8 protein-coding genes and 1 pseudogene are annotated in these 14,007 nt (G+C 70.2%); 4 read left to right on the top strand and 5 right to left on the bottom strand.

All coding sequences use genetic code 11. The features are described 5' to 3' along the window. Positions 1 to 66: 66 nt before the first annotated feature. The 3 genes from nhaA to OG985_RS21970 form a co-directional block, all read right to left on the bottom strand. On the bottom strand, positions 67 to 1,542 hold the full coding sequence (gene nhaA / locus OG985_RS21980) for a Na+/H+ antiporter NhaA (protein WP_371670047.1): 1,476 nt from the start codon (positions 1,540 to 1,542) through the stop codon (positions 67 to 69). 204 nt (positions 1,543 to 1,746) lie between these two features. Further along, positions 1,747 to 3,705 carry an acetate--CoA ligase gene (acs, locus tag OG985_RS21975; protein WP_371670046.1) on the bottom strand — a complete coding sequence of 653 codons (1,959 nt, stop codon included), beginning with the start codon at positions 3,703 to 3,705 and terminating at the stop codon, positions 1,747 to 1,749. A 313-nt stretch (positions 3,706 to 4,018) separates the two neighbouring features. Beyond that, positions 4,019 to 6,568, bottom strand: coding sequence for a bifunctional SulP family inorganic anion transporter/carbonic anhydrase (locus tag OG985_RS21970; protein ID WP_371670045.1), 2,550 nt, complete (start codon positions 6,566 to 6,568; stop codon positions 4,019 to 4,021). 340 nt (positions 6,569 to 6,908) lie between these two features. On the opposite strand from OG985_RS21970, the gene OG985_RS21965 reads away from it, so the two are divergent. Then, positions 6,909 to 8,180, top strand: coding sequence for a hypothetical protein (locus tag OG985_RS21965; protein WP_371670044.1), 1,272 nt, complete (start codon positions 6,909 to 6,911; stop codon positions 8,178 to 8,180). Positions 8,181 to 8,256: 76 nt separating this feature from the next. Here OG985_RS21965 and OG985_RS21960 read toward each other — a convergent pair whose 3' ends face one another. Next, complete coding sequence (locus tag OG985_RS21960) at positions 8,257 to 9,237, bottom strand: ATP-binding protein (protein ID WP_371670043.1); 981 nt, start codon at positions 9,235 to 9,237, stop codon at positions 8,257 to 8,259. A 107-nt stretch (positions 9,238 to 9,344) separates the two neighbouring features. On the opposite strand from OG985_RS21960, the gene OG985_RS21955 reads away from it, so the two are divergent. Further along, on the top strand, positions 9,345 to 10,169 hold the full coding sequence (locus OG985_RS21955) for an oxidoreductase (protein ID WP_371670042.1): 825 nt from the start codon (positions 9,345 to 9,347) through the stop codon (positions 10,167 to 10,169). 468 nt (positions 10,170 to 10,637) lie between these two features. On the opposite strand, the gene OG985_RS21950 is transcribed toward OG985_RS21955, so the two are convergent. Then, positions 10,638 to 11,483, bottom strand: coding sequence for an HAD family hydrolase (locus OG985_RS21950; RefSeq protein WP_371670041.1), 846 nt, complete (start codon positions 11,481 to 11,483; stop codon positions 10,638 to 10,640). Positions 11,484 to 12,052: 569 nt separating this feature from the next. Here OG985_RS21950 and ssd point away from each other — a divergent pair. Beyond that, positions 12,053 to 13,156 carry a septum site-determining protein Ssd gene (gene ssd, locus OG985_RS21945; protein WP_371670040.1) on the top strand — a complete coding sequence of 368 codons (1,104 nt, stop codon included), beginning with the start codon at positions 12,053 to 12,055 and terminating at the stop codon, positions 13,154 to 13,156. Further along, positions 13,153 to 13,830: pseudogene (locus tag OG985_RS21940) on the top strand (ATPase, T2SS/T4P/T4SS family); the annotation flags it as partial. The gene ssd and the pseudogene OG985_RS21940, both read left to right, overlap by 4 nt. Positions 13,831 to 14,007: the final 177 nt, after the last annotated feature.

The raw sequence follows: 14,007 nt of genomic DNA, 5'->3' as shown, positions 1-14,007 counted from the left end.
CATCTGCCTGACTTCTGCGTGACTTCTGTGGCTGCGGACGGTGTTCTTTTGTACCGTCCCGTCAGATCATGCCGGACGGTTGCCGTCCTCGCCCGCCCCGCCCGTCACTTCGGCAAGCCCGTGGCGCGCGGCGGCCTCCCGTTCCGCGGCCCTGAGCTCCGCGATCCGGCGGTGCTCGGCGGCCTTGCGTTCGTGGATGTCGGCCATCCGCAGGTGGTACGCGGGGTCGTGCTCCTCGTAGATGTCCGGGATGCCGTCGAGGTCCTCGTCGCGTTCCTCGTCCTCGCACAGCCTGCGGTACTTCGCGTTCCGTATCTTCAGCACGACGCTCGCCAGAACGGCCGCGATGAGTGAGCCGACCAGGACGGCGGCCTTGACCTCACTTGTCAGTACGGCGTCGCCGTCGAAGGCGAGCTCGCCGATGAGCAGGGAGACGGTGAACCCGATGCCGGCCAGGGTCGCCACCGCGAAGACGTCCGCCCATTCGAGGTCGTCGCTGAGCGAGGCCCGGGTGAAACGGGCCGTCAGCCAGGTCCCGCCGAAGATGCCGAGCGTCTTGCCGACGACGAGCCCGAGGACCACGCCGAGCGTCTCCGGCCTGCCGAACACGTCGCCCAGCGCGCCGCCGGAGATCGACACGCCCGCACTGAACAGCGCGAACAGCGGCACGGCCAGGCCCGCCGACAGGGGACGCACCAGGTGCTCGATGTGCTCGCCGGGGGAGTGCGCCTCCCTCTCCGGCCCGCTGGGGCCCTCGACCTCGCGGGTGGTGCAGCGCAGCATCAGGCCCATGGCCACGCCGGCGATGGTGGCGTGGATGCCGCTGTTGTACATCAGCCCCCAGACGACGAGGGCGAGCGGCACGTACACGTACCAGCCGTGCACGCCCTTGCGCAGCAGCAGCCAGAACACGACGAGACCGGCGACGGCACCGCCGAGCGCGGCGAAGTCGATGGTGTCGGTGAAGAACACCGCGATGATCAGGATCGCGAAGAGGTCGTCGACGACGGCGAGCGTCAGCAGGAAGGCGCGCAGGGCGCTGGGCAGGGACGTCCCGATGACGGCGAGCACGGCCAGCGCGAAGGCGATGTCCGTGGCGGTGGGCACCGCCCAGCCCGCCGTCGAGCCGCCGCCGGGGAGGTTGGTGAGGGTGTAGACGAGCGCCGGTACGGCCATGCCGCACAGCGCCGCCACCACGGGCAGTGCGGCGGCCCTCGGGTCACGCAGGTCGCCGGCTACCAGCTCGCGCTTGAGCTCGATACCGGCGACGAAGAAGAAGATCGCGAGGAGCCCGTCGGCGGCCCAGTGCGCCACCGACAGATCCAGGCCGAGGGCTGCGGGGCCGAAGTGGAAGTGGCTGACGCTCGCATAGCTCTCCTGCAGTGCGGGAACGTTCGCCCAGGTCAGCGCCGCGATCGTGGCGATGAGCAGCAGTACGCCGCCGACTGTCTCGGTGCGCAGCGCGTCCGCCACGAAGTTCCGCTCGGGCAGGGACAGCCGTCCGAGGACACTGCGGGGAGGAGAGGAGCGAGGGGCGGCCACGGGGAGACCTCCAGTCGGTGGGCAGGACGGATCACATGCCGACCAGACTTCCCGGCGCACCTTTACTGCTGTTGCTTTGTTTAGTTTACCTAACGTGCGCTGCGAGGGCCCGGGAGGAACCCGGCAATTCTCTCATCAGTCCTGGCCCCGGGCACGGAGAGGGCACCCGGCGCACGTGTCGCCGGGTGCCCTCGACGGTCGTACTCAGTCCTCGCTGGACGCCGCCGGCAGCTTCGTCTGGATGAGGTCCATGACCGTGGAGTCGGTCAGGGTGGTGACGTCGCCGAGTTCGCGGTTCTCCGCCACGTCGCGCAGCAGCCGCCGCATGATCTTGCCGGAGCGGGTCTTCGGCAGCTCGGCCACCGGCAGGATGCGCTTCGGCTTGGCGATCGGGCCGAGGGTGGCACCGACGTGGTTGCGCAGGTCCGCGACGAGCCCCTCGTCCTCGGCGTTCGCCGTGCCCCGCAGGATGACGAAGGCCACGATGGCCTGCCCGGTCGTCTCGTCCGCCGCGCCGACGACGGCCGCCTCGGCGACCGACGGGTGCGAGACGAGCGCCGACTCGACCTCCGTGGTGGAGATGTTGTGGCCCGACACCAGCATCACGTCGTCGACGCGCCCGAGGAGCCAGATGTCACCGTCGTCGTCCTTCTTCGCCCCGTCGCCGGCGAAGTACCTGCCCTCGAAGCGCGACCAGTACGTGTCGAGGAACCGCTGGTCGTCGCCCCAGATGGTGCGCAGCATCGACGGCCACGGCTCGGTCAGCACCAGATAGCCGCCACCACCGTTCGCTACCTCGTTCGCCTCGTCGTCCACGACGGTGGCGGAGATGCCCGGCAGCGGCGTCTGCGCGGAGCCGGGCTTGGTCTCGGTCACGCCCGGCAGCGGCGAGATCATCATCGCGCCCGTCTCGGTCTGCCACCAGGTGTCCACGATGGGGGTCCGGTCCGCCCCGATGTTTTTGCGGTACCAGATCCAGGCCTCGGGGTTGATCGGTTCACCGACGGAGCCGAGGACCCGGAGCGAGGAGAGGTCGAACTTCGCGGGGATGTCGTCGCCCCACTTCATGAACGTACGAATGGCCGTGGGCGCCGTGTACAGGATGGTCACGCCGTACTTCTGCACGATCTCCCAGAAGCGGCCCTGGTGCGGGGTGTCCGGGGTGCCCTCGTACATGACCTGGGTCGCGCCGTTGGCCAGCGGCCCGTACACGATGTAGGAGTGACCGGTCACCCAGCCGACGTCGGCCGTGCACCAGTACACGTCGGTCTCCGGCTTGAGGTCGAAGACGGCGTGGTGCGTGTACGCCGTCTGCGTGAGGTAGCCGCCGGAGGTGTGCAGGATGCCCTTCGGCTTCCCCGTGGTGCCGGACGTGTAGAGGATGAACAGCGGGTGCTCCGCCTCGAACGCCTCCGGTGTGTGCTCGGCGGACTGCCGCTCGACGATCTCGTGCCACCACACGTCCCGCTCGTCGTTCCAGGCGACCTCCTGGCCGGTACGGCGGACCACGAGCACGTGCTCGACGCTGTCCACGCGCGCGACCGCGTCGTCGACGGCCGGCTTGAGCGCGGACGGCTTGCCGCGCCGCCAGCCGCCGTCGGAGGTGATGACGACCCGCGCGTCGGCGTCCTGGATCCGGGTCGCGAGCGCGTCCGCCGAGAAGCCGCCGAAGACGACGGAGTGCGCCGCTCCGATCCGGGCGCAGGCGAGCATGGCGACAGCCGTCTCGGGGATCATCGGCATGTAGACGGCGACCCGGTCGCCCTTCTGCACGCCGAGCTCGAGCAGGGCGTTGGCGGCCTTCGACACCTCGTCCTTGAGCTCGGCGTAGGTGATGGCACGGCTGTCGCCGGGCTCGCCCTCGAAGTGGATGGCGACCCGGTCGCCGTGTCCCGCCTCCACGTGCCGGTCGACGCAGTTGTACGCGACATTGAGCTCGCCGTCCTTGAACCACTTGGCGAACGGCGGGTTCGACCAGTCCAGCGTCTCGGCCGGCTCCTTGGCCCAGGTCAGCCGACGGGCCTGCGCGGCCCAGAAACCGAGCCTGTCAGCCTTGGCCTGCTCATACGCCTCCGCCGTGACGTTGGCGTTCGCCGCCAGGTCGGCGGGGGGTGCGAACCTGCGCTCTTCCTTGAGCAGGTTGGCCAGGCTTTCGTTGCTCACGGCATCTGCCTTTCCCGGGGTGTCCGTTGTGTCCCAGGCCACAGCTCATCAGACCGGGGGGTCCGATGACAAGGGTCGACCGACAATTGGTTTAGACCTCTGTGCGGGATGGTTTCCGTGGCCGGAGTCATCCGTTCCCACGGACGCCGATCAGCCGGAGTTCATCCCTCGGTACGCCTTTCCGTCACATCCTTCCCGGCCCGGCCGCCGATCGGGGCGCGAGGCACCCCCTCACTCCTCGGGCGGCCGGCCCAGGGCCACAGGAACGGTCCCGTGACCCCGGACGCGGTCCCGGGACCGGACGAGGGATTTCTCACGCGGGCAGGTCGGCCGACCGGACGTGGTCGAACAGCTCACCGTCGTCCGCCCCGACGAGCAGGTAGGCCTGTGCCTCGCCCACGTGGAAGTACATCCCGTGAAGCTCCAACTCCCCCTCGCGCAGGGCCCTGTCCACCGACTCGTGGCCACGCAGGTGCTCCAACTGCTGGACCACGTTGGTCAGGCAGAGTTGCTCGACGGCGTCGGCGGGCGCCCGTCCGGCGATCCCGGCCCACGGCCGGCTCTCGTCGGCCATGCGCTCCAGACTGGGCAACCCGTGTCGCAGCCACCGCTTGAGCGGTGTCTGGGCACCGCCCGGCTCGGAGCTGAGCAGGGCCTGTATGGCCCCGCACCCGGAGTGCCCGCACACCGTGATGGAGCGCACCTTCAGCACGTCCACCGCGTACTCGATGGCCGCTCCTACCGAGTCGTCCCCGCTCTCCTGGCCGGGCAGCGGGACGAGGTTGCCCACGTTGCGCACCACGAAGAGGTCGCCGGGACCACTGGAGGTGATCATCGAGGTGACCAGCCGCGAGTCGGCACAGGTGAGGAAGAGCTGAGTCGGCCGCTGCCCCTCGCGCGCCAGCCGCGCCAGCTCGTCCCTGACCAGGGGGGCGGTGTTGCGGTGGAACGCACTGATGCCTCGCGCCAGTTCGTGCCCACTGGATCCGCGGCCTGCTCCGGAGCCGGCGTTGGACCTGGCCTTGACGTCGCCGTCGGAACTGGTGCCCGAGCCGACTCCCGCGCCCGACACGACCCCCGTGCCCGACGCGACTGCGGATCCGCCCGGTCCGCTTGTTCCGGACTGGTCGGTCCCGCCGTCCCCGTCGGGACCCTTTGCGGCTGCTCCGTCCAGGTGCCCGCCCGGTGCGGGTGCGAGCTGGGGAAGCTCGCACTGGTGGTTGCGCCAGGGGGTCCAGGGGCGGCAACGGCAGCCCGCCATCGGGATCACGCCGACCGGAGCGAGATCGGGAGGTAGGGGGACCGGGGGCTCGGCGTTGCGGGTCGCGGCGCGGCAGCCGGTCAGCTCGACGGAGCCGCTCCGCGCGATGTGCGTGTTCTGCCAGTCGTGCAAAGCCTCGTACGCCGCGTGGTCCATGAACGATCCGTCCAACTCGACGACCGCATGGGTCCCCTGGGGGACGAGGTGCAGGGTCCGGCTGAGCCGCGGAACCGCGAGAAACGTCAACTGCCCCCGTACGTGTACGTAATGGGCTCCTTCCTTCTCCTCGTGGGTGATCCGGGTGTGGGCGAGGCGGTTCAGGGCGACGGAGACGGCGACGGCGATCCCCAGCGCGACGCCCTCCAGGACGCCGAGGACCACCACGCCGAGTGTGGTGACGACGTAGACGAGTACTTCTCGGTGGCGGGTCACCGTACGGATGTGGTGCAGGGACACCATCTGGATGCCGACGGCCATCACCAGGGCGGCGAGCGAGGCGAGCGGGATGAACTCCAGGATCGGGACCATCAGCAGTGCGGCGACTACTACGAGAACGCCGTGCAGCATCGTGGAGTTCCGACTCACGGCACCCGCGTTCACGTTCGCCGAACTGCGGACGGCGACCCCCGCGACCGGGAGGCCGCCGAGTGTGCCGGAGACGATGTTGGCGGCGCCCTGTCCGAACAGTTCGCGGTTCAGGTCGGACCGGCCGACCCGGGCGGGCAGACCCGGACGCCCCGTCACCAACTTGTCCACGGCGACCGCCCCGAGCAGTGACTGCACGCTGCACACCAGCGTGGTGGTGAGTACGGCGGCGACGAGGCCGAGCAGCGGACCCTCGGGGAGTCCGGCCAGGGCGTGGCTGCTCCAGGAGGGCAGATCGACCTTGGGCAGGGTCAGCCCGGCGAGTGAGACGGCCAGCGTCGCCCCGGCGACCGCCACGAGCGCGGCCGGAACTCTGCGCAGCAGACGCCCTGCCCGCCCCGGAATCCGCGGCCAGAGCAGCAACAGGGTGAGGGTCAGCACACTCGCCGAGACGGCGGCAGGCTGCAGGTTGGCCAGTTGGTGAGGCAGCGAGCGCAGGTTGTCGAGGACGGAGCTCTGCGGAGTGCCGCCGAGAACGATGTGCAGTTGGGCGACGGCGATGGTGACGCCGATGCCCGCGAGCATTCCGTGCACGATGGCGGGGCTGACGGCGAGGGCGGTGCGGGCCACGCGCAGGCAGCCGAGGCCGATCTGGGCGAATCCGGCGAGCACGGTGATGGCGCACGTCGTACGCCATCCGTAGTGGTGGATGAGGTCGGCCGTGACGACCGTGAGGCCGGCGGCGGGGCCGCTGACCTGGAGCGGGGCGCCGCCGAGCCATCCGGCGACCAGCCCTCCGACGGCGGCCGCCACGAGGCCGGCCTGAAGGGGCGCGCCCGTGGCAAGGGCGATGCCGAGAGACAGCGGTAGGGCGATCAGGAAGACCGCGATCGAGGCCGAGAGGTCGGCGCCCGCTACACGGAAGCGGCGGGGCGGGGCCGGTGGCGGGCTGTGGGCTTGGTGGGCGCGCTCGGTCCGACTCGAGTCGGCGGCGCGGGTGGGGACGCAGGCTGACATGGTTCCCGTCTCCTCCGGGGCAGCGCGGTCGCGGATCAGGTGGTCCCCCGTCGACGACGGGGGGTCGGGTCGCGGCCGTGGGGTCACGGCGTGCAGCGGCGGGATGATTCAACGCTCAGTAAATGGATCGTAATTCAGAGTAAAGGGCTGGCATAGACTTTCTGTGCAAATGGGTTAATAAGTCACCCAGAGGGGTGATGCGGCCATTTCATCGGCTTGTCGTACTAATTCCTTCTCGGTCGCGTGCGACCTTGGCGGCGCTGCGGCCCGTCCCGGCAGGCAGCACCAGAAAACGCCCTCACCGGCGTTGGCCTGAGAGAAGGAAGAAGGTGGGCGGAACATGGCCACCACCCAGAGGTTCGCCGCGGGCGCCGCTCTAGCCGCGGTCTGTGCGGCGTCGCTCGCCGGCTGTGCGATCGGCTCCGACGGTTCCAGAGCAGGGGCTTCCGGCCCGCAGAAGGCGAAGCCGGCCCCGGCACCGAAGAACGTGCTGCGCCTGATCGGCGACGGCTCCACCGCGTACACCGGAGCGCAGCCCCACCTGCCCAGAGCCGAGCGCCTCAAGCCCGGTCAGCGGCCACCCCAGTTCGTGGTCTTCTCCTGGGACGGCGCCGGCGAGGACAGCCAGCGGCTCTTCTCCCACTTCCGCAAGGTCGCCAGGGCGAACGACGCGACCATGACCTACTTCCTCAGCGGCGTGTACATGTTGCCGGAGGACAAGCGCGACCTCTACCGGCCGCCGCAGCACTCCCCGGGCCGCTCCGACATCGGCTTCAACGACGAGCGGGGCATCTCCGACACGGTGAAGCAGCTGCGCCTGGCATGGCTCGAGGGCAACGAGATCGGCACCCACTTCAACGGCCACTTCTGCGGCAAGAACGGCGGAGTGGGCGAGTGGTCGGTGGACGACTGGAAGGACGAGATCTCCCAGGCGAAGCAGTTCGTGAAGTCCTGGAAGACCAACACCGGCATGAAGAAGGCGGCCCCACTGCCCTTCGACTACGACAAGGAACTCGTCGGCGCCCGGACCCCCTGCCTCGAAGGCCAGAAGAACTTCATGACCGCCGCTCGCGAACTGGGCTTCCGCTATGACACCAGCGGCGTCAACGAGCAGCTCTGGCCGACGAAGAAGAGTGGCCTGTGGGACCTGTCCATGCAGCTCGTGCCCTTCCCCGGGCACTCCTACCAGCAGCTCACCATGGACTACAACTTCATGGTCAACCAGTCCGGCACCACGACCCAGGGCGACCCCGGTAAGTACGACTTCTGGGGTGACCAGATGCGCGACGGCCTGCTCAAGGGCTTCGACCGGGCCTACGACGGCAACCGGGCGCCCCTGGTCATCGGCAACCACTTCGAGTCCTGGAACGGCGGCACCTACATGCGTGCCGTCGAGGAGGTCGTCGAGCGGGTGTGCACCAAGGCGGAGGTGCGGTGCCTGTCCTTCCGGCAGCTCGCCGACTGGCTGGATGCCCAGGACCCGCAGGTGATCCGGAAGTTGGGCACCCTCAAGGTCGGCGAGGCCCCGAAGCAGGGCTGGGCATCCTTCCTGACGGGCCACCCCGCCCCGGCCCCGAAGGGCGTGCCCGGGGCGCCGGCGGTCAAGCGGTAGGCCGTCCGGAGTACGCGTGAGGCGTCATACGTAGGCGTCTGTCCGGTCCGCCGTCCGGTGTTCGGCCGGATCGGTGTCAGGCGTTCGCTGTCACTCCCTCGCCGAGTACGAATCCGGGGTCGATCTGCGCCGCCAGGTCGATCCCGGTACGCGCGTTGCCCCAGGACTGGGCGTTCCTCAGGTGGAAGTGCACCGTCTGCCGTGTGTAGCGCTCCCAGTCGCGCAGCTCGTACGTCGCGTCGACGGCCGTGTGCAGCAGGCGCAGGGCGCGGCGGTTGGCGTCCTCCAGGAGGTCGAACCGGGGCGGCCGGCCCTTCTCCAGGGCACGCACCCAGTCCGAGTGCCCGACCGTCGCGAGCAGGTCGTCCCCGACCTCGGCGCGGAGGAAGTCGAGGTCGTCCTGGCCCTGCACCTTGTTGCCGACGACCTTCAGGACAACGCCGAAGTCGCGGGCGTACTCCTTGTACTGGCGATAGACGGAGACCCCCTTACGAGTCGGTTCGGCGACGAGGAACGTGATGTCGAAGCGGGTGAACATGCCGGAGGCGAAGGAGTCGGAGCCCGCCGTCATGTCGACGACGACGTACTCGCCGGGGCCGTCGACGAGGTGGTTCAGGCAGAGCTCCACCGCGCCGGTCTTGGAGTGGTAGCAGGCCACTCCCAGATCGGCCTCGGTGAACGGGCCGGTGACCATCAAACGGACGGCGCCGCCGTCGAGTTCCACCGGCCGGGCGCAGGCGTCGTAGACCGGATTGTTCTCGCACACCCGCAGCAGCCGTGAGCCCTCGCCGGGCGGAGTCGTCTTGATCATCACCTCGGCGGAGGCGATCCGTGGGTTGGAGCCGCGCAGGTGGTCCTTGATCAGCGGCAGTCGCTCGCCCATCGCGGGCAGCGCGGCGGCGGCCGCCTCGTCCAGGCCGAGGGCGGGGCCCAAGTGCTGGTTGATGTCGGCGTCGACCGCGATGACCGGGGCGCCGGACGCCGCGAGGTGGCGGATGAACAGGGAGGACAGGGTGGTCTTGCCGCTGCCGCCCTTCCCGACGAAAGCAATTTTCATGTTCACCAAGGGTAGTCGAGCGATAGCTTTGTGTGGCAGGCGGGCGTGAAGAAGACCACTCCATCGTGGGGAGAGCGGAGCCCCTCGGGGTGCGTAGGGTCGTACTCATGAGTACGACAGGCGCGACCGCCGATCCGCTCGCGGCCCTGGGTTCGCTGCCCGGGGTGGCCGAGTCCGTGGAGTCCATGCGCAAGGCCGTGGACCGGGTCTACGGGCACCGGGTCATGCGGCGCCGCAGCAACGAGATCACCGCTGAGGCGGCCCTGCGTGGTTCCCGCGGCTCGGCCGCGCTGTCCGGCGCCGACTGGGCCCTGGAAGAGGTACGTCGGCGTACCGACTTCAGTGGTGACGACGAGGCGCGTGTGGTGGGCGCGTCGCTCCGGCTGAGTGCCGAGGCGGGGCAGCTGCTCTCGATCTGGCGCCAGTCACCCCTGCGCGTGCTGGCCCGGCTGCATCTGGTCGCGGCCGCGGGCAAGAACGACGAGGTCGGCCGCCCGCGCCAGGACGGCGAGCCGGTGGACGAGCCGCTGATCGAGCTGCCGCTGCCGGGCGCGGCCGAGGTGTCGGGCCGTCTCGAAGGGCTCTCCGAGCTGATCATCGCGGGCGGTTCGGCCCCGGCCCTGGTGACGGCCGCGGTCGTGCACGGCGAACTTCTCGCGCTGCGCCCCTTCACTTCCCACAACGGCCTGGTCGCGCGCGCGGCCGAGCGGATCGTCCTGGTCGGTAGTGGTCTCGACCCCAAGTCCGTCTGCCCGGCGGAGGTCGGCCACGCCGAACTGGGCCGCGCGGCCTACCTGGCGGCGCTCGAAGGTTATGTCTCCGGCACTCCCGAGGGCATGGCCGCCTGGATCGGCCACTGCGGCCGGGCGGCGGAGTTGGGGGCGCGCGAGTCGACCGCGGTGTGCGAGGCGCTGCAGCGCGGCGCGGCATAACGAGGAAAGGCCCCAGCGAAGGGGGCCCACAAGGGTTGCGGCGGTACGAGGACTCGTACCGCCGCTGGCATGTTCACCGGGTTACCAAGCGTCCTCTGTGTGTCGCCCATCAGGTCGGGACTTTGCCCGTCACCTGGTGCGGCTGGCCCGTAATCGACGGGTCGACGTCGCGTGGGTGCTCAGTGTTCATGCGCGGTCCGTGGGGCCGGAATGCGTTATTGAAGGTGATCCTCTCGGATGTCCTTGGTCTCGCGGGCCGTTAATCCCTTTGTACTCCTGGTCCAGGGCAAGCGGAACCCCTGGCTGCACATCTTTACTTTTAGGTCTAAACGATTCAAAAACGGACTGGTTGAATTCCGTGTGATCGCCGCACGGGCGCTCAGGTCGTCGACAGAGTCGTGGACCGGCGGTGGGCTCAGTCGGGTCGCCGTGCTGAAGGCGCGTCAGCCGACCGTGCTGGAGGGGCCGTCAGGCAATCACGGCCCGGCGTCGGCTGGCGTACCAGACAAGACCGGCCGTGGCGGCCGCGGCGCCTATGGCCGCGGCCGCCACGAGCGCCGGACGGGGCGGCACGGAGAACGCGGGGAACCGCTGCTTGAGCCGCACCGGTCGGTGGAAGTCCAGGATCGGCCACCCGCGCGCGAGTGCCTCCCGGCGCAGCGCGCGGTCCGGGTTCACGGCGTGCGGGTGGCCGACCGACTTCAGCATCGGCAGGTCGGTGGCCGAGTCGCTGTAGGCGAAGCAGCGCTCCAGGTCGTACCCCTCCGACTGGGCGAGTTCCCTGACCGCCTCCGCCTTCGTGGGCCCGTAGGCGTAGTACTCCACCTCTCCGGTGAAGCAGCCGTCGTCTCCCACGACCATGCGGGTCGCCACCACACGGTCCGCGCCGAGCAGTTCGCCGATCGGCTCGACCACCTCGGCCCCCGAGGTGGACACGATCACGACGTCACGGCCGGCGGTGTGGTGCTCCTCGATGAGGGAGGCGGCCTCGTCGTAGATGATCGGGTCGATGATGTCGTGCAGCGTCTCGGCGACGATCTCCTTGACCTGCTGGACGTTCCATCCTCGGCACAGCGCTGACAGGTACTTGCGCATGCGCTCGATCTGGTCGTGGTCGGCGCCGCCCGCGAGGAAGACGAACTGGGCATATGCGGTGCGCAAGGCGGCTCTGCGGTTGATCAGGCCGCCTTGGTAGAAGGACTTGCTGAAGGTGAGCGTGCTCGACTTCGCAATGACCGTCTTGTCCAGGTCAAAGAAGGCCGCTGTGCGGGGCAAGGAGTGGTTTTCCACGCCCCGAGCATAGGCGCAGCCCATTCGGCGTAAGGTAGGCGCGTTGGTTTGCCTGAGAAGCCTCTCGGGTACACCATGGAAGTCACGGATCGTTCGCGACCGTGCTAACGCGGTCCGACTCCTCCCCCCCGAGTCGGCCGTGAAGGCGACCCCCGCTCTCCCCCCCGGCGGGGGTCGTCGCATGTCCGGATGGGTTTCTCCCTTTCTGTGCGCGGCCGCGATGCCGCTGTGAGGCGGCCGAGGTCGCCCCCTTCGCATGCCCGCGATTCATCACCGTGTGTAGTCGGTGCGCTGCTCTGTGGAAGTCGCGCAGCAACCGGTGCGGGCGTCACCGGTATGGGTGACGGCGATATTCACAGGCGTCGAGTTGTCCACAGTTATCGACCAAGATCCACTCGATTTCCCGGATGGCTGCACCGTGATTGCAGCGCTTCCCGCCGGTGCCGACTTCACGACCGGTTCCGGTTAGGCGGAGGCGTTTGGCCGGTTCGTATCGGCCGTTCATAGGGAGGCCGCTTGCCGGTTCTTCACACGTTTGGGAATCGCGTGGCCGCAGGGGCTGCGCGAGAGATGCAGCGAAGGGGGACCAGACCGTGGCCGGAACCGTCACACACGATCCGACACCCGCCGCCGGAGGGCGGGCGGGCGCACCGCTGATCGTCACCGAGGACGCCGAACTGCTCGACGACCTGCTGCGCCTGTGCGCGGCGGCCGGCGCCACACCCGAGGTACATCACGGAGTGCCCGAGCGCAGGGGCCGCTGGGAGGCCGCGCCGCTCGTCCTGGTCGGCGACGACGCCGCACGGCGGGTGCGGGGAGCCGCGCGCAGACGCGGGGTGGTGCTGGTCGGCCGTGACCAGGACGACTCGGGCGTCTGGCGGAGGGCCGTCGAGATCGGCGCCGACCATGTCCTGATGCTGCCCGACGGCGAGCAGTGGCTGGTCGACCGCATCGCCGACGTGGCCGAGGGGGTGGGTCGGCCCGCCCTCACCGTCGGCGTCATCGGCGGCCGGGGCGGGGCGGGAGCATCCACGTTGGCCTGTGCGCTCGCCGTCACCTCGGCGCGCGAAGGACTGCGCACCCTCCTCGTCGACGCCGATCCGCTGGGCGGCGGACTCGACGTGCTCCTCGGCGGGGAGACGGCTGAAGGACTGCGCTGGCCCGCGTTCGCCGCCTCCCGGGGGAGGGTCGGTGGGGGCGCGCTGGAGGAGTCGCTGCCGCGGCTGCACTCGCTGCGGGTGCTCAGCTGGGACCGTGGCGACTGCGTGGCCGTCCCGCCGCAGGCCGTCCGGGCGGTGCTCGCCGCCGCGAGGCGACGTGGAGGCGCGGTCGTCGTCGACCTTCCCCGCCGCGTCGACGACGGGGTCGCCGAGATCCTCGCCCAGCTCGACCTCGGAATCCTCGTGGTCCCCGCCGAACTGCGGTCCGTCGCGGCGGCCGGTCGCGTCGCCTCAGCCGTCGGAATGGTCCTGCGCGACCTGCGGCTGGCGGTGCGCGGGCCGTACGCGCCCGGACTCGACGACCGGGAGGTGGCCCGGCTTCTGGGGCTGCCCCTGGCGGGAGAGGTGCCCGTCGAGTCCGCGCTGCTGCGGCCGGACGGGGGCAGGACACCGCCCGGGGCGGCCGCCCGCGGCCCACTCGCGCGCTTCTGCCGGGAGTTCTGGGAGCGGGCGCTGCTGGAAGCGGGTGCGGTATGAGTACGGTCTCCGGGCTCGAGTGGCCGGGACGCCGGGGTGGGGCCGCGTCCGATTCGGCGGCCGGCCGGGACACGCCCTCGAGCACCTCCTCCGGGCTTCTGGACGGGGTGCGGCAGTGGCTGGCCGAGAGCGGGGCCGAGCCGACACCGGCGCGGGTGGCTCAGGCTCTGCGGGAGCAGGGACGGGTGCTCGGGGACGCCGAAGTCCTCGGCGCCGCCGAACAGTTGCGCTCCGAGCTGGTGGGCAGTGGCCCCCTGGAACCGTTGCTCGCGGACCCGTCGGTGACGGACGTGCTGGTGTCCGCCCCCGACCGGGTCTGGGTCGACCGGGGAGGTGGTCTGGAGCTGTCCGCCGTGTCCTTCCCGGACGCGGCGGCCGTACGACGCCTCGCGCAGCGCCTGGCCGCCGTGGCCGGCCGCCGGCTGGACGACGCACGGCCCTGGGCGGATGCCCGGCTGCCCGACGGGACCCGGCTGCACGCGGTGCTGCCACCGGTCGCCGTCGGCTGCACCTGCCTGTCGCTGCGGGTCGTACGGCCGCGTGCGTTCACCCTCGACGAGCTGGTGGCCGCGGGCACGGTGCCGCCGGGTGGGGACCGGGTGCTGCGGGCGCTGGTCGAGGCGCGGCTGTCCTTCCTCGTCAGCGGTGGGACCGGGAGCGGCAACCCCAATATGCCGCTACGACACCTCTAAAAGGATCTTGCTCCGAGACTCTCGCGGAGGCCCGTAATACCCCCTCTGACCTGCATGTTTGTACGCGCCATCGGCGGACGCTGCTCGAACCTTCGAATCGAAGGAGGCACGGAAAAGGCCCCGGTCGTGACGCGCTACGACCGGGGCCCCGTCTCGCCC

This window comes from Streptomyces sp. NBC_00289 (assembly GCF_041435115.1).
GTDB lineage: Bacteria > Actinomycetota > Actinomycetes > Streptomycetales > Streptomycetaceae > Streptomyces.
This window is presented reverse-complemented; position numbering and strand designations above follow the sequence as displayed.

Coding starts and splice junctions, on each gene's coding strand:
- OG985_RS21970 (WP_371670045.1), bottom strand. CDS start 6,568: ATGTCAGCCTGCGTCCCCACCCGCGCCGCCGACTCGAGTCGGACCGAG.
- OG985_RS21965 (WP_371670044.1), top strand. CDS start 6,909: ATGGCCACCACCCAGAGGTTCGCCGCGGGCGCCGCTCTAGCCGCGGTC.
- OG985_RS21960 (WP_371670043.1), bottom strand. CDS start 9,237: ATGAAAATTGCTTTCGTCGGGAAGGGCGGCAGCGGCAAGACCACCCTG.
- OG985_RS21955 (WP_371670042.1), top strand. CDS start 9,345: ATGAGTACGACAGGCGCGACCGCCGATCCGCTCGCGGCCCTGGGTTCG.
- OG985_RS21950 (WP_371670041.1), bottom strand. CDS start 11,483: ATGGGCTGCGCCTATGCTCGGGGCGTGGAAAACCACTCCTTGCCCCGC.